We start from the raw sequence: 15632 nt of genomic DNA, 5'->3' as shown, positions 1-15632 counted from the left end.
AGGCGAAGAAGGAGACGGACCAGTGGCCGACAACGCGCGGGCGAAGAAGCTGGCGGACCTCATCCAGGAGGTGGTCGCCGAGAAACTGCAGCGCGGTATCAAGGACCCGCGTCTGGGTACGCACGTGACGATCACGGACACCCGGGTCACCGGTGATCTGCGGGAGGCCACGGTCTTCTACACGGTCTACGGCGACGACGAGGAGCGGGCGAGCGCCGCGGCCGGTCTGGAGAGCGCCAAGGGCATCCTGCGCTCGGCGGTCGGGGCGGCGGCGGGGACGAAGTTCACCCCCACGCTGGCCTTCGTGGCGGACGCCCTGCCGGGCAACGCCAAGGCGATCGAGGACCTGCTCGACCGGGCGCGCGCCTCGGACGCCCGGGTGCGCGAGGCGTCCTCGGGCGCCACGTACGCCGGCGGTGCCGACCCGTACCGCAAGGCGGATGACGAGAACGACGAGGACACCGCCTCCGAATGACACCGCAGAAAACGCCGGACGGCCTTGTCATCGTCGACAAGCCGTCCGGCTTCACTTCGCACGACGTCGTCGCCAAGATGCGCGGCATCGCACGGACCCGCCGGGTCGGCCACGCGGGCACCCTGGACCCGATGGCGACGGGTGTTCTCGTGCTCGGTGTCGAGAAGGCCACCAAGCTGCTGGGCCATCTCGCACTGACCGAGAAGGAGTACCTCGGCACGATCCGGCTCGGCCAGAACACCGTCACGGACGACGCGGAGGGCGAGATCACCTCGTCCACCGACGCCTCCGGGGTGACCCGGGACGGCATCGACTCCGGGGTCGCGGCCCTGACCGGACCGATCATGCAGGTGCCGTCCAAGGTCAGCGCCATCAAGATCGACGGCAAGCGGTCCTACGCGCGGGTGCGCGGCGGCGAGGAGTTCGAGATCCCGGCCCGGCCGGTGACGATCTCGTCCTTCAACGTCTACGACGTACGCCCGGAGACCGCCGAGGACGGCACGCCGGTCGTCGACCTGGTCGTCTCCGTGGTCTGCTCCTCGGGTACGTACATCCGCGCGATCGCCCGGGACCTGGGCGCCGGGCTCGGTGTCGGCGGGCATCTGACCGCGCTGCGGCGCACCCGGGTCGGGCCCTACGGCCTGGACGCGGCGCGGACGCTCGACCAGCACCAGGAGGAGCTGACCGTGATGCCGGTGGCCGAGGCCGCCGCTTCGGCGTTCCCCCGCTGGGACGTGGACGAGAAGCGCGCCAAGCTGCTGCTGAACGGCGTACGGCTGGACATGCCGTCCTTCCCGCCGGGACCGGTCGGCGTCTTCGGACCCGACGGGCGGTTCCTGGTCCTCGTGGAGGAGCAGAAGGGCAAGGCCAAGAGCCTCGCCGTCTTCGCCTGAGAGCCTGGTCCCGGGACCCCATCGTGGAGCGGGCGGGGCATTCCCTGCGCCCGCTCCACGACCCCCCACCATGTTCTGTCCTCAGGACGCCATTGATTCACCCCAACGGGCAGGCGCTCGGAGTGAATCAGGGGTGCATTCGGGGGCGCTTTTACTCCGAGTGGCCCAAGCGCTGATCACCGGACCTAACGTCGGACCATGGCAAGCGGGGACCGGGCAGCGCTGGTACGTATCTGCGATTCGGCCGGTCGGCCGCGGGGGACCGGGTTCGTCGCGGACGACCGGGGCACGGTGGTGACCAGCCACGAAGCGGTCGACGGCGCCACCCGGTTCGTGCTGCACGGCGCGGGCGGCCGCAGCCGAACCGTCGAGGCCGACGACATCACCGCACTGCCCGCGCTGGACCTCGCCCTGCTGCACACCGGGGGCCCCGCGGAACTGGGCGTGGAGCCCGCCCCGATCGCCCTGCGGGACCGGATCGACGCCGGTACGTACGTGACGATCGCCGCGCACGGCTGGCGCGAGGCCCGGGTGCTCGGCACCGCCCCCGTGACGTACACCGCGAACGGCCGCTGCCACCGGATCTGCGCGGCGCTGGAGCTGGCGCTCGGCACGGACGGCAGGGACGCGCTGCGGCTCGGCGGAACGGCCGTGGGCGGGCCGGTCGTCGACCCGGAGAGCGGCGCGGTCATCGCCGTACTGGGCAGCGCGCTCTGCGCCGGGCACACGGGCGCGGGGTTCGCCGTGCCGCTCCGGCCGGCGGGCACCGGAGGCCCGCTCGACGCGCTGCTGCGGCGCAACGCGACGAGCGTTCCCGGGTACGGGCGCGACCTGAATCTCGCGGGCGCCCTGCACCTCACCGCGACCTCGCTCGGCTCGGCGACCGGACCGGACGCCTCGCCCGATCCGGTCGAACGCCCGGACGTCATCGCGGAGTTCGCCGCCTTCGCGGCCCCGGACCGGTCCTCGCCCGCACCGGACGGCCCCGCCGCGGTCCTCGCCCTCGTCGGAGCGCCGGGCACCGGCCGCACCACCGAACTCGCCGCGCTCACCGCACGCCGGGCGCGCGGCCCGGTGCCCGCACCCACCCTCTGGCTGCGCGGCGCCGATCTGCTGGCCGACGACACCTCGGTCGCCGACGCCGTCGCCCGTACGCTGCGCCGGGCCGGACGGATCGTCACCGCCGCCGGAGCCGAGGGCGACATGTCGGCCGCCACCCCCGAGCGGGTGGCCCGGCTGGCCGAGGAGTCCGGGAGCCCGCTGCTCGTCCTGCTGGACGGCCCCGAGGAGATGCCCCCCGCGCTGGCCCACGAGTCGGCCCGGTGGACCGCCGCCACCGTCGAATGGCTGCGGGGGAACGAGGTCCGGCTGGTGGTCGCCTGCGGGCCCGAGTACTGGGAGAGCGCCGGTGCGCTCTGCCCGCCCGGCGCGCTCCACCGCCCCGCCAGGCCGGCCGGGCGGCTGCCCCTGGCGGTCCGCCTCGGCGACCTCACCCCGGTCCAGGCCCGACGGGCCGCCGAGCGGTACGCCATCCCACCCGGTGCGCTCGCCCCCGGCCACGACCGGCACCCGCTCACCCTGCGCCTGCTGGCGGAGGTGCGCGCCGCACTGCCCGGGGACGTCGCCGGGCGGCCCGACACGGAGGAAGTCTTCGCCTCCCACCTGGACCTGATGTGTCTGCGCATCGCGGTCCGGATCGCGGCCGCGTCCGGCCGGGCGCCGGGGGGCGGCGCGGTCCGCAGGCTGGCCGCGCGGGTGGCGGGGCAGGTGCACGAGGCGGCGCGGCGCTGTCTGGGCCCCGGGCAGGGGGAGCTGGGCCGGGAAGCCTTCGAGGAGGTCTTCCCGTGGCGCACGGGCTGGGCGTCCGCCGTCCTCACCGAGGGCCTGCTCGTCCCGGCGGGCGCCGGATACCGCTTCGCGCACGAGGAGCTGGGGGACTGGGTGCAGGGCGCCCACCTGGACGTGGACGCGGCGCTGCACGCGCTGGTGCACCGGTGGCACGCGGACAGGGAGCGCGACGACCGCCGGGTGCCGCGGCCCCGGCAGCCGGGGTCGGCGACGGGGCGCGTACCCCTGCCGGACGCGGTGGTGGCAGGGCGGCGCGCTTTGCCGGGCGCGGCGGCGACCGGGCCGTGCGCTTCGCCGGACGCGGTGGTGGCAGGGCCGCGCACCCTGCCCGTACCCCGCCATCGCATCGGCCCGGTGATCCAGGCACTGCTGCTCCTGGGCCGCCGCCGGGGGCCCGCCGCGCTCTCCCACCAGCTGGCCGATCTCATCGCGGCGCTGGACCGGCTGTCGGCGCAGGCGGACCCGGGCGCGGCGGACACCGCAACCGGCCGCGACGGGGCGGACGGCGCACCGGGGCACGACGCCCGCTGGTGGGCGGTGCGGCTGCTCTCCGAGACCCTGCTCCGGGTGCCCGACGCCCGTCCGTATCTCGGTGTGCTGCGGCTCCTGACCGGCCGGGTGGTACGCCGGGCTGCCGCGGGCGGGCCGGCCGGGCCGGGGACGTACGCCGCGTTCGGGCCCTGGTTCTGGCGGCGGCTCAGGCTCTCCGAAAAGGACCGGATCGACCTGTTCCGGCGGCTGGTCCCCGCCGACGGCCCACCCCCCGGCGACCCCCGTGCCGACGGCGACCGCGTCTGCGGCACGTACCCCGGCGACAGTGGCGAGCGGTTCCTGGACGCCGTGGCCCGGCGGCTCGTCGACCGGCCGCGCACCGTGCAGCCACTGCTCTGCGACTGGTTCACCGACGAGCGGCCACTGCCCGCCGGGGACGGGGACGCGCTGCGGCCGACCGTGGCTGCGGCGGCCCAGGCGCTCCTCTACGCCCGCCGGGACCTGGCCGTCGACGATCTGACCGACGCGCTCGTCTCGACCCCCCACCCCAGGGCCGAGGAGCTGCTCGCCACGCTGGCCGAGGACGAGCCCGCCGCGCTGTGCCGAGCCGTCCACCGCTGGGCCCACGACGAGGACCGGGGCGCCCGCCGCACCGCCGCCGCCTCGTACGCCCTGATCACCGCCGCCCACGCCACCCGCGACTTCGACCGGGAGCTGCTGCGCGGATCGGCCCTGGCCCTGCTGGCCCGCCAGGCCGACGCCGCCCTGCACGGGGCCGCGCTCACCCTCCTCGTGCAGGACCCGGGGACCAGGGACCGATATCTTCCGCAGGCGCTCCGGTCCTTCGTCGCGGGCGGGCCCGCGCCGTCCGCCGAGGCGCTCGCCGTCGCCCTGCCCTCCCACCCCGAGCCGGTGCTCGCCGCGTACCGGGAACGGCTCACCCGGCCCGACGACGGGGCGGGCGGGACGCTGTGCGCGCTGGCCGGGATCGACGCCCCCGCGCTCGCCCTGCACACCGCCGGACTGGTGCGCGCCTACATCGACAGCCACCCGGACGACACCGTGCACGCGGCCACGTACCTCGACCGGAGACTGGAGCGCGGCCCCGCCGCCCGCGCCCTGCTGCTGCCCCTGGTGACCGGGCTGCTGCGGGACCGTCCCGTGCCGCCGCCGGTACGCGGCGCGCTCGCCGGGGTGCTCGCCGCGCCGGGGAGCCCCGCCTCCGCCCCGCTGCGGGAACAGCTGCTTGAGGTCCTGCTGGACTTCGAGCAGGACGCACACCGGGATCCGGCCGTGCTCGACGCGCTGCTGCGGGCCGCCGCGACCGGCTCCGGCACCCGCGCCCCCGCCCGCACCCGCGCCCTGGTCCACCGCACCGGGACACTGCTCGTCCGGACCCCCGAGGGCGCGGCCCGCTTCGACAGCCGGCTGGTCGAGCTCGCCCGTGACGTGCCCGGATTCGCCGCACTGGTCACCGGGTGGCTGGCCGAAGCCCCACAGGAATGGGCGGCGCTCGTCGGCCCCGGCGCACGGCGGACGATGGAGGCGCTGCACAGCCCGAAGGCGATGCCGATGCAGGCCGCGCGGCGTGAGCATGGCAGTCTTAGACCTGCGTAAGAGACAGACCCACGTACACAGGTTCGGGCGAGGAGCGGTCAGAGTGCAGCGCTGGCGTGGCTTGGAGGACATCCCCCAGGACTGGGGACGCAGCGTCGTCACCATCGGCTCCTATGACGGGGTGCACCGCGGACACCAGCTGATCATCGGCCGGGCCGTGGAGCGCGCCCGCGAGCTGGGCGTGCCGTCGGTCGTGGTGACCTTCGACCCGCACCCCAGCGAGGTCGTACGGCCCGGCAGCCACCCGCCGCTGCTCGCCCCGCACCACCGGCGTGCCGAGCTGATGGCGGAGCTGGGGGTGGACGCGGTGCTCATCCTGCCGTTCACCGCCGAGTTCTCGAAGCTGGCGCCGGCCGACTTCATCGTGAAGGTGCTCGTCGACAAGCTGCACGCGCAGCTGGTCATCGAGGGGCCGAACTTCCGCTTCGGCCACCGGGCGGCCGGCAACGTACAGCTGCTCACCGAGTTCGGCGAGACCTACGACTACCGCGTCGAGGTCATCGACCTGTACGTGAGCGGCGAGGCGGGCGGCGGCGAACCGTTCTCCTCCACCCTCACCCGGCGGCTGGTGGCCGAGGGCGACGTCGCGGGCGCCGCCGAGATCCTGGGCCGCCCGCACCGAGTCGAGGGCATCGTGGTCCGCGGCGCGCAGCGCGGCCGTGAGCTCGGTTTCCCCACGGCCAACGTGGAGACCCTGCCGCACACCGCGATCCCCGCCGACGGCGTCTACGCGGGCTGGCTGAACGTGAACGGCGAGGCGATGCCCGCCGCGATCTCGGTCGGCACGAACCCGCAGTTCGACGCCACGGAGCGGACGGTGGAGGCGTACGCGATCGACCGCGTGGGTCTCGACCTGTACGGGCTCCATGTCTCGGTGGACTTCCTCGCGTACGTGCGCGGGATGCTGAAGTTCGACTCGATCGACGAGCTGCTCGTCGCGATGGCCGGCGATGTGAAGCGGTGCAGCGAGCTGATCTCCGCGTACGAGCGCGGCTGAACCTCTTCCCTTACGGGACCACGCGGGGCCGGGACCGTCGTCTTCTCGACGGTCCCGGCCCCGCGTCGTGGCCCTGATCCAGACGAAAGACCCTACGCCCGTGCCTTCGCGGCGGCGGCAGCCCAGTGGCACGCCACCTGGGTCTCCTCGCCGCCCGCGAGTACCGGCAGATCCTTTGTACGGCAGGCGTCCGCGACTCCCGCCCGTTCTGCCTCGCCCGAGGCCAGCACCTGGCAGCGGGCGTGGAACCGGCAGCCGGACGGCACCCTGGACGGGTCCGGCGCCTCACCGGTCAGGATCACCGGCTCCGCCCCGGACTCCGGCAGCACCGACAACAGCGCCTGGGTGTAAGGATGCTGAGGAGTCGTCAGGATCTCCTCCACCTTGCCCGTCTCCACGATCCGCCCCAGGTACATCACCGCGACCCGGTCCGCGATGTTCCACGCCAGCCCGAGGTCGTGCGTGACCACCAGAGCGGACAGGCCCAGCTCGTCCCGCAGCCGCAGCAGCAGCGCCAGGATCTCGCCGCGCACCGAGGCGTCCAGCGAGGCCACCGGCTCGTCGGCCACGATCAGTTCCGGCTCCAGCACCAGCGCGCCCGCGATCACGACCCGCTGGCGCTGGCCGCCGGACAGCTCGTGCGGATACCGCAGGAAGAATCGTTCCGGCGGACGCAGCCCGGCCCGGGACAGCGCCCCGGCCACCGCCTCCCGCTCGTCCCCGGCATACCCGTGGATCCGCAGCCCCTCGGCGACGGCGTCGTACACCGTGTGCCTCGGGTTGAGCGAACCGCTGGGGTCCTGGAGCACCAGCTGGACCCGCTTGCGGTACGTCTTCAGCGCCCGGCTCGCGTAGTCCAGCGGCTTGCCGGCGAAGGTGACCTGCCCGGACGTCGGCGGGACCAGGCCCAGCAGCGAACGGGCCAGCGTCGTCTTGCCGCAGCCCGACTCGCCGACCAGCGCGACGATCTCGCCGGGCCGGATGTCCAGATCGACGCTGTCCACGGCACGCGCCGGGGCGGCTCCGCGCCGGCCGGGGAAGGTGACGTGCAGCCCCTGAGCGCTGAGCAGGGGAGTGGTGGGTGTCATGGTGTGCTCCTTGCTTCCTCGGCGCCCGGCAGGGCCTGGGCCGCGGCCGCCGCCGGCTCCACCAGCACACAGGCGGCCCGCCGCTGTGGCCCCGCGTCCCTCAGCTCCTGGTCCTCGGTCGCGCAGGACTCCAGGGCCGCCGGGCAGCGCGGGTGGAAGGTGCAGCCGCCGGGCAGCGCCGAGGGGTCCGGCGGATCGCCGGGCAGCCCGCGGGGCGCGAACCGGGAGGCCGGGTCGCCGATGCGCGGGAACGCGCCGGACAGGGCCTTGCCGTACGGGTGGTGCGCGTTCTCGTAGACCTCGGACGCCGGGCCCTCCTCGACGACCCGCCCCGCGTACATCACCGCGAGCCGGTCGCAGGTGTCCGAGAGCACCGCGAGGTCATGGCTGATCATGATCAGGCCGAGGTCCTGCTCGGACACCAGCTGCTCGATCAGCCGCAGGATCTGGGCCTGGATCATCACATCGAGGGCCGTGGTCGGCTCGTCCGCGATGATCAGCCCCGGGTCGCAGGCGAGCGCCATCGCGATCATCACGCGCTGGCGCTGACCGCCGGAGAGCTCGTGCGGATAGGCGGAGGCGCGGGCGGCGGGCAGTCCCACCTGCTCCAGCAGCTCGCCCGCCCGCTTCGCCGCCGCGGCCTGCGTCGCCTTCTTGTGCAGCAGGATCGGTTCGGCAATCTGGTTCCCGATGCGGTGCACCGCGTTGAGCGAGTGCATCGCGCCCTGGAAGACGATCGACGCCCCGGCCCAGCGCACCGCCCGGACCTGCCCCCACTTCATGGTGAGGACGTCCTCGCCGTTCAGCAGGATCCGGCCGGACACCTTCGTACCGGCGGGCAGCAGCCGCAGCAGCGCGAGCGCCAGCGTCGACTTGCCGCAGCCCGACTCACCGGCGATGCCGAGCTTCTGCCCGGCGTCGACGGAGAGGTTCACACCGCGGACGGCCTGTGCCCCGCCGGCGTACGTCACCGTGAGGTCCCGCACGTCGAGGAGCGGTGTCTTCTGGATGCTCGTCGTGCTCAACGGGCCACCCCCAGCTTGGGATTGAGGACGGACTCGATGGCGCGGCCGCACAGCGTGAACGCCAGGGCCACCAGGGCGATGGCGATGCCGGGCGGTGCCAGGTACCACCAGTCGCCCGCGCTGACCGCGCCCGCCTCGCGGGCGTCCTGGAGCATGCCGCCCCAGGAGGTGGTGGTCGGGTCGCTGAGACCGAGGAAGGCCAGGGTGGCCTCGGTGAGGATCGCGCTGGAGATCACCAGCGTGGTCTGCGCCAGCACCAGCGGCATCACGTTCGGCAGCACGTGCCGGACCATGATGTGCCCGTGGCCGCCGCCCAGGGCGCGGGCGCGCTCGATGTACGGGCGGGACTCCACCGCGAGCGTCTGGGCCCGGACCAGCCGGGCCGTGGTCGGCCAGGTCGTGACACCGATCGCGATGATGACCGTCCACATCGAGCGGTCCATCACCGTGGCGAGCGCGATCGCGAGGACCAGGGTCGGCATCACCAGGAACCAGTCGGTGACCCGCATCAGGACCGTCGAGTACCAGCCGTGGAAATGGCCCGCGACAATGCCGACGACCGTACCGATGGCGACGCACAGGAACGCCGCGAGCAGGCCGACCGTCAACGAGACCCGGGTGCCCCACACCAGCAGTGCCAGCACGCTGCGCCCGAACTGGTCGGTTCCCAGGGGGAATTCACCGCTCGGTGACTCCAGCGCGCCGCCCGGGGCGCCGGTGACGCTCTGCGAGTCGGAGCCGACGAGCTGCGGCGCGAACAGGGCGACCAGCGCGATCAGGACGAGCGCGGCCAGACCCCACAGCCCGCTGCGGTGGCTCCGGTACTCCCGCCAGAAGCGGGCCATGGACCGGCGCTTGCGCGCGCGGGCCAGCGCACGCGGATTCTGCGCGGCCTCCGCCTTCGTGGGCGTGGGCATGGATTCGGTCGTCATCGGCCCACCCGGGGATCGAGCAGCGGATAGAGCACATCGGCAAGGGTGTTCGCCAGGATCACCGCGGTGGCGAAGACGAAGAACAGCCCTTGTACGAGCGGGAGATCGGGCACGCTGAGCGCCTGGTAGAAGAGGCCGCCGAGACCCGGCCAGGAGAACACCGTCTCGACCAGGATCTGTCCGGCGACCACATGCCCGAGGTTCACGAACATCAGGGTGAAGGTCGGCAGCATCGCGTTCGGCACGGCGTGCTTGCGGCGCACGACGTCGTCCCGCAGCCCCTTCGCCCGGGCCGTCGTCAGATAGTCGCTGCCCATCTCGTCGAGCAGCGAGGAACGCATCACCAGCAGCGTCTGCGCGTATCCGACCGCGACCAGTGTGATCACCGGCAGGACCAGATGGTGCGCCACGTCGAGGATGTAGGCGAAGCCGGTCTCGTTGCCCGACTCCAGACCACCCGTCGGGAACATCCCCGGGATCGGGCCGATCCCCACCGAGAAGACGATGATCAGGAGCAGGCCCAGCCAGAACGACGGCACCGAGTAGAGCGTCAGCGCGAACGCGGTGTTGAAGCGGTCGCTTGCGGAACCGTTACGCCAGGCGGTACGGGTGCCGAGCCAGATGCCGAGCGCGGTGTACAGGACGTACGACGTGCCGGTGAGGAGCAGGGTCGCCGGAAGCGCCTCGATGATCTTGTCGATGACCGGCGCGTGGAACTGGAACGAGGTGCCGAAATCGCCCGTGAGGGCGTCGCCGACATACGTCGTGAACTGCTGCCACATCGGCTGGTCGAGGCCGAACTGACGCCGCAGCGACGCGAGTTGTTCGGCGGATACGGGCCGGCCGCCCGTCATCTGCTTCACCGGGTCGCTGGGGATGAGCCGGAACAGGAAGAAGCTGGTGACCAGGACCGCGAACAGCGAGACCGCTGCTCCCGCGATCTTGGCCGCCACGTATTGGAGATAGGCCTTGGTGTTGCGCGCCCGTGGACCGCGGGCGGCCGGCGGTCCGGCCGGAGCCGGGCCTTCGGTGTCCGCGTCCGCGACCTGCACGAGCGCCGGAGTGCTGTCAGCTGTCATGGGGAACTCTCGTTACTCGTGCTGCACGTGGAGGGGCCGGCCGACGACGCGAGTGCTCCTCGGCCGGCCCCTCTCGACCTGTCCGAGTGATTACTCGCGGTCGTCCGCCGTGTTGCGGCGCCGCTTCGCGATGAACAACCCGCCACCGGCGAGTACCACGACCACCACGATGATGCCGATGACGACGCCGGTCGAGCCCGACCCGCCGGAGCTGTCCGAACTGCCGCCGGAAGCGGGAGCCGCAGACCACCAGCTCCAGTACCCGTCCTGGCCGTAGATGTTGCCGGCCGCCTCGGGCATGGTGGTGATCGACTTGATCTGGTCGGTGCGGTACGCCTCGACCGCGTTCGGGTACGCGATGACGCTCATGTACCCGGAGTCGTACAGCCACGACTGCATCTCATTGACGATTCCGGTGCGCTTGGCCGGGTCGTACTCGGCGAGCTGCTTCTTGTACAGCTCGTCGTACTTCTTGTCGCAGATGAAGTTGTCGGTGGTGGCGCTGTCCTTCGCCTTGGCCGGCAGCGCGGCACAGGTGTGGATGCCGAGCACGAAGTCGGGGTCCGGGTTGACGGACCAGCCGTCGAAGGCGAGGTCGTACTCACCCGCGTACCAGGGCACCGAGACGTTGTCGAGGCAGTCGACCTTCAGGCCGATGCCGAGCTTGCCCCACCACTCCTTGAGGTACTTGCCGATCGCCTTGTCGTTGGGGTCCGTGGCGTGGCAGAGGATGCGCAGGTCGAGCGGCTTGCCGTCCTTGCCGACCCGCTGGTCGCCCTTGAGCCTGTAGCCCGCCTCGTCGAGCAGCTTGGCCGCCTTGGCCGGGTCGTACGCGAGGCTCTGCTCGGCGGTCGGCTGCCAGTGGTACGCGGAGAAGCGCGGCGGGATGTAGCCCTGGCCCTCGACGGCGTGCCCCTGGAAGACCTTGTCGATGATGGTCTTGCGGTCGACGGAGAGGAAGAGGGCCTGGCGCACCTTCTGGTCGAGAAGGGCCTTGTTGCCGTTGCCGAACTTCTTGCCGTCCTTGGTCTGCGCGCCCGGGTTGGTGGCCAGCGCGAAGAAGCGGCGGCCCGGTCCCTCGTTGATCTTGATGTTCTTCTCGCCCTTGAGCGAGGCGGCCTGAGCGGGCGTCAGCGCGGGGGAACCGGCGACGAAGGAGACCTCACCCTTGCGCAGCGCGGCGACAGCGGCGTCCTGGTCCTTGTACGTCTTGAAGACCAGCTCGTCGAACTTCGGCTTGCCGCGCCAGAAGTCCTTGTTGGCCTTGAGCTTCACGTACTGGTCGACCTTGTAGTCGGTCACGACGAACGGCCCGTTGCCGACGATCGGGAACGCCTTGTCGTTGTTGAACTTGGAGAAGTCACCGACCTTCTCCCAGACGTGCTTCGGCACTATCGGCACATCGAGTGCCGCCATGGTGGCCTGCGGCTCCTTCAGCTCGATGACCAGCTGCGTGGGGCTGGGAGCCGTCACCTTCTTGAAGTTCGCGACGAAGTTGCCGTTGGCCTGCGCGGCTGCCTCGTCGGTCATCATCTTGTTGAACGTCCAGGCCGCGTCCTCGGCGGTGGCCTGCTGTCCGTCCGACCACTTGGAGTCGGGGCGGATGGTGTACGTCCAGGTCAGCTTGTCCGCGGACGGCTCCCACTTGGTGGCGAGGCCGGGGATCGCGTGGTTGTCCTTGGGGTCGTAGTTGGTGAGGAAGTCGTACATGAGCCGCGTGATGCTGGTGCTCATCAGCTTCTGGGCCAGGAACGGGCTCAGGGAGTCGACGCTCTGTGCGACGGCGACGGTCAGTGTCGACTTTCCGCTGTCGGCGGCCTGCGCCTGCTGCGGCGCGGCACCGAGCGGCACACCCGGGACGATGGAACCGGCGGCCAGCGCCAGTGCGGCGGCACCGGAGGCCAGGAGAACACGCAGACGTGAGCGTGGCTGGGCGGAGCGTGGTGGAACTCTTTCGACCATGGTCAGGGACCTCGCGTCATGACTCGCACGGAGAAGGCGGGTTGATCTGTGGTTCGCCAGCTGGTGAAGCGAAGGTTTATCAGCGGGGGTCGAGCTGCGTCAACGGTCATCGAAACCGCGTGTGGTCTGCGGGAATGCAATGAGGGCCCGCACCGTGGAGACGGTGCGGGCCCTCATTGGTTTAGACCTCTGATGCCTTACTGCTGAGGCGCTGGCGGCGGCTGCTGCGGCCATCCGGCGGGCGATACCGGACCCTGCAGCTCCGGCGGAACCGGCTGGCCGGGCTGCCCCTGCTGCCAGCCGTTCTGCTGCGGTCCCGGCAGGCCGGGCTGCGGCGGATACGGCTGCGGGGGCTGCTGACCGCCGTACGGCTGCTGTTGCTGCTGCGGGTACCCCTGCGGCGGCTGCTGCGGGGCGTACTGCTGCTGGCCGGGCATCGGCGGAGCGTACTGCGGCGGCGGGGTGGAGCCGTTCGAGGTCCAGAGCCCCTGCTGCTGCTGGGCGCGGGCGAAGTCCTCGGCGACCATCGCGGAGAGATTGAAGTACGCCTCGCGGGTCTTGGGCCGCATCATGTCGAGGTCGACCTCGGCACCGGCCGACAGGTGCTCGTCGAACGGTACGACGACCACGCCGCGGCAGCGCGTCTCGAAGTGCTGCACGATGTCATCGACCTTGATCATCTTGCCGGTCTCGCGGACCCCGGAGATGACGGTGATGGAGCGCTGCACGAGCTCCGCGTACCCGTGCGCGGAGAGCCAGTCCAGCGTGGTGGACGCGCTGGACGCACCGTCGACCGACGGCGTCGAGATGATGATCAGCTGGTCGGCGAGGTCCAGCACCCCGCGCATCGCGCTGTAGAGCAGGCCGGTGCCCGAGTCGGTGAGGATGATCGGGTACTGCTTGCCCAGCACGTCGATCGCGCGCCGGTAGTCCTCGTCGTTGAACGTCGTGGAGACCGCCGGGTCCACGTCGTTGGCGATGATCTCCAGTCCGGAGGGCGCCTGCGAGGTGAACCGGCGGATGTCCATGTACGAGTTGAGGTACGGGATCGCCTGGACCAGGTCACGGATGGTGGCACCGGTCTCGCGGCGCACCCGGCGGCCGAGCGTGCCCGCGTCCGGGTTGGCGTCGATGGCGAGGATCTTGTCCTGCCGTTCGGTGGCCAGGGTCGAGCCGAGGGCGGTGGTCGTGGTGGTCTTGCCGACGCCGCCCTTGAGGCTGATGACCGCGATCCGGTAGCAGGACAGCACAGGCGTACGGATCAGCTCCAGCTTGCGCTGCCGCTCGGCCTCCTCCTTCTTGCCGCCCAGCTTGAAGCGGGACGCGCCGGACGGAGTGCGGCTGCTCTTCGCCTTCTGCTTGCCCCGGACCAGCCGGTCGGAGGAGAGCTCCACGGCGGCCGTGTACCCGAGCGGGGCACCGGGCACGGAACGCTCGCGCTGGTCATGGGTGACCGGGGTCGGCCAAGCGCCCCCGGTGCGGGGGTCCACGGGCTGTCCCTGCTGCGGGTGTCGCTGCTGGGGGTGTCCCTGCTGGGCGTATCCCTGCTGGGGGTGTTGGGCCTGCTGAGGCTGCTGGTGCTGGGCCTGCTGCTGAGGAGTGATCTGCGCGGGCAGGTGGGGCGTGGGCTGGGCCGGCGGCTGCGGGGCCTGGCTTTCCTGCGGGACCTGCGGCGGCAGGGGTGCACCCGGCTGCGCGGGCCACTGAGCACCTTGGGCCGGCTGGGCTCCCTGGGGCGCCTGAGGCTGGTGCGGTGCCAGCGGCTGCTGCGACGCCTGCGGGAATCCGTAGCCGCCGCCCTGGGGCGGGGTCTGCTGAGCCGGGGGAGCGGGCTGCTGGGGGAATCCGTAACCGCCCTGGGGCGGCTGGGGTGCCTGCGGCTGCTGAGCCGCCCCGGCCTGCGGGAATCCGTAGCCGCCGGGCGCCTGGCCGGTCGGGCCCGGAGCCGGCCACTGCTGGGCCGGCTGGGGCGCGGTGGGCTGCGGCGCGGCGGGCTGGAAGGCGGGCGGCAGTGGCGGCAGGGCGCCCTGCGGCGGCGCGGGCGTCCAGGGGCTCGGTGCGACGGGCGCGACGACACCCTGCGGCGCGTCGGCGGGCGGTACGTCCTGGGGGGCCGCGTCGGGGACGGCGGCGTCGGTGAGGGCAGGGGCGGCAGCGGAGTCCTGCGGCCCGTCCGCCGGGGCATCGGCCGAGTCCGCGCCGGGGTCCGGGGCGGCAGCGCCATCGGGCTCCTCGGCGGACGCGTCCGAAGTCTGCGCGGGGGCAGAGGCGGAGCCGGTACCGGGCGCTTCATCCGTACCCGTACCGCCGTCACCGGCACCGGTCTGCGCGGTGGCCGAGGCGGTGTCCGAACCGGCGTCCGAGTCCGGCCCCGAGTCGCTCCCGGCGTCGTCCCCGGCCCCGTCCGCCGAGCGCCCCTCGATCTCCGCGATCTGCCGCTTCAGCGAGGCCGGTGAGAACCGCATCGTCGAGCCGCTCTCCACGTCCCCGCCCCCGAACGGGTCCGACACACCGCCAAAGTCCCCCGTCCCGCCCGCGGGAGCAGGCGCGGCGTCACCCGCCGAGGACTGGGCGGGAACCGGCGCCGGCATGGGCGCGGACGGTGCGGGCGCGGGCGGTGCGGGAATGGGCGCGGGCGGTGCAGGAATGGGCGCGGGCGGTGCCGGCGTCCAGTCGGAGTCGAAACCGCCCCCGGGGGCAGGCGCGGGGACGGAAAGCGGCGTTCCGCTCGGCGGCGGAGGCGGCGCCAGATGCGTACCGGCACCCCCCGACGAGTCCCCCGGCGCGTTCTGCGTGTACCAGGCGGGCGGGGTGTAGTCGATGGTGAACTCACCCGTCATCTCTGCGGGCTCCGCGTCGGACGACTCGTCGACGGGCTTGTTCCAGCCCCCGCGGATCTCGTCCCGATCGCCGTTCACTTTGCCTCCTGGTGTGGTCGAGCACCCTTGTGCCGTGGTGGGTGGGGGCGACCGTTTCCGTCTGTCCGACCGCCCGGCTCTCCCCCTGGGACACGCATTGCCTGCCCGCAGGTTCCTCTGCCGCGCCCGGACCCACCCTAATCGTCATGGGGCCCGCTCCGGCAGGGCGTACGGCACCGCAAGAACTGTCCCGTGCATCACGTACTCGCCCCGGGAGACCGAATGCGACGGAGCGCGCAGATCGAAGCCGTTGATTCGCGACATATCAGGACGGGGTGAAGAGGGGCCGCCCTCGCGAGGCAGCCA

At 72.5% G+C, this 15632-nt stretch carries 10 protein-coding genes; 4 read left to right on the top strand and 6 right to left on the bottom strand.

All coding sequences use genetic code 11. The features are described from left to right. Window positions 1-22: 22 nt before the first annotated feature. The 4 genes from rbfA to OG842_RS10575 all read left to right on the top strand — a co-directional run bounded on the left by rbfA (window position 23) and on the right by OG842_RS10575 (window position 6322). On the top strand, window positions 23-475 hold the full coding sequence (gene rbfA / locus OG842_RS10590) for a 30S ribosome-binding factor RbfA (protein ID WP_124716079.1): 453 nt from the start codon (window positions 23-25) through the stop codon (window positions 473-475). Continuing rightward, window positions 472-1368: a tRNA pseudouridine(55) synthase TruB gene (truB, locus tag OG842_RS10585; RefSeq protein WP_266729379.1), complete on the top strand. Its 897-nt coding sequence runs from the start codon at window positions 472-474 to the stop codon at window positions 1366-1368. The genes rbfA and truB overlap by 4 nt, the downstream gene beginning before the upstream one ends. 198 nt (window positions 1369-1566) lie before the next feature. After that, the gene (locus OG842_RS10580; protein ID WP_266729378.1) at window positions 1567-5325 is read left to right on the top strand and encodes a trypsin-like peptidase domain-containing protein; all 3759 of its coding nucleotides are present in this window, start codon (window positions 1567-1569) and stop codon (window positions 5323-5325) included. A 43-nt stretch (window positions 5326-5368) separates the two neighbouring features. Further along, window positions 5369-6322, top strand: coding sequence for a bifunctional riboflavin kinase/FAD synthetase (locus OG842_RS10575; protein WP_266729377.1), 954 nt, complete (start codon window positions 5369-5371; stop codon window positions 6320-6322). Between the two features lie 92 nt (window positions 6323-6414). Here OG842_RS10575 and OG842_RS10570 read toward each other — a convergent pair whose 3' ends face one another. The 6 genes from OG842_RS10570 to OG842_RS10545 all read right to left on the bottom strand — a co-directional run bounded on the left by OG842_RS10570 (window position 6415) and on the right by OG842_RS10545 (window position 15326). Then, window positions 6415-7410, bottom strand: a complete 996-nt coding sequence (locus OG842_RS10570) for an ABC transporter ATP-binding protein (protein ID WP_266729376.1) — start codon at window positions 7408-7410, stop codon at window positions 6415-6417. Further along, complete coding sequence (locus OG842_RS10565; protein ID WP_266729375.1) at window positions 7407-8435, bottom strand: ABC transporter ATP-binding protein; 1029 nt, start codon at window positions 8433-8435, stop codon at window positions 7407-7409. The genes OG842_RS10570 and OG842_RS10565 overlap by 4 nt, the downstream gene beginning before the upstream one ends. Beyond that, window positions 8432-9367 carry an ABC transporter permease gene (locus tag OG842_RS10560; protein ID WP_266729374.1) on the bottom strand — a complete coding sequence of 312 codons (936 nt, stop codon included), beginning with the start codon at window positions 9365-9367 and terminating at the stop codon, window positions 8432-8434. Before OG842_RS10560 ends, OG842_RS10565 begins: the two co-directional genes overlap by 4 nt. Next, window positions 9364-10446 carry an ABC transporter permease gene (locus tag OG842_RS10555; protein WP_266729373.1) on the bottom strand — a complete coding sequence of 361 codons (1083 nt, stop codon included), beginning with the start codon at window positions 10444-10446 and terminating at the stop codon, window positions 9364-9366. The genes OG842_RS10560 and OG842_RS10555 overlap by 4 nt, the downstream gene beginning before the upstream one ends. A gap of 90 nt (window positions 10447-10536) precedes the next feature. Continuing rightward, window positions 10537-12408, bottom strand: a complete 1872-nt coding sequence (locus tag OG842_RS10550; protein WP_328512189.1) for an ABC transporter substrate-binding protein — start codon at window positions 12406-12408, stop codon at window positions 10537-10539. Between the two features lie 197 nt (window positions 12409-12605). After that, entirely contained in the window at window positions 12606-15326 is a 2721-nt protein-coding gene (locus OG842_RS10545; protein WP_328512188.1) for an SCO5717 family growth-regulating ATPase, read from the bottom strand. Window positions 15327-15632: the final 306 nt, after the last annotated feature.

The sequence above is a fragment of the Streptomyces sp. NBC_00376 genome (genome assembly GCF_036077095.1).
GTDB lineage: Bacteria > Actinomycetota > Actinomycetes > Streptomycetales > Streptomycetaceae > Streptomyces.
Note: the sequence above shows the minus strand (reverse complement) of the source record. Positions and strands in the feature narration are given on the sequence as shown.

Bases quoted from the DNA above. Each gene is read 5' to 3' on its own strand.
- truB (WP_266729379.1), top strand. From the start codon at position 472: ATGACACCGCAGAAAACGCCGGACGGCCTTGTCATCGTCGACAAGCCG.
- OG842_RS10580 (WP_266729378.1), top strand. From the start codon at position 1,567: ATGGCAAGCGGGGACCGGGCAGCGCTGGTACGTATCTGCGATTCGGCC.
- OG842_RS10570 (WP_266729376.1), bottom strand. From the start codon at position 7,410: ATGACACCCACCACTCCCCTGCTCAGCGCTCAGGGGCTGCACGTCACC.
- OG842_RS10560 (WP_266729374.1), bottom strand. From the start codon at position 9,367: ATGACGACCGAATCCATGCCCACGCCCACGAAGGCGGAGGCCGCGCAG.
- OG842_RS10555 (WP_266729373.1), bottom strand. From the start codon at position 10,446: ATGACAGCTGACAGCACTCCGGCGCTCGTGCAGGTCGCGGACGCGGAC.
- OG842_RS10550 (WP_328512189.1), bottom strand. From the start codon at position 12,408: ATGGTCGAAAGAGTTCCACCACGCTCCGCCCAGCCACGCTCACGTCTG.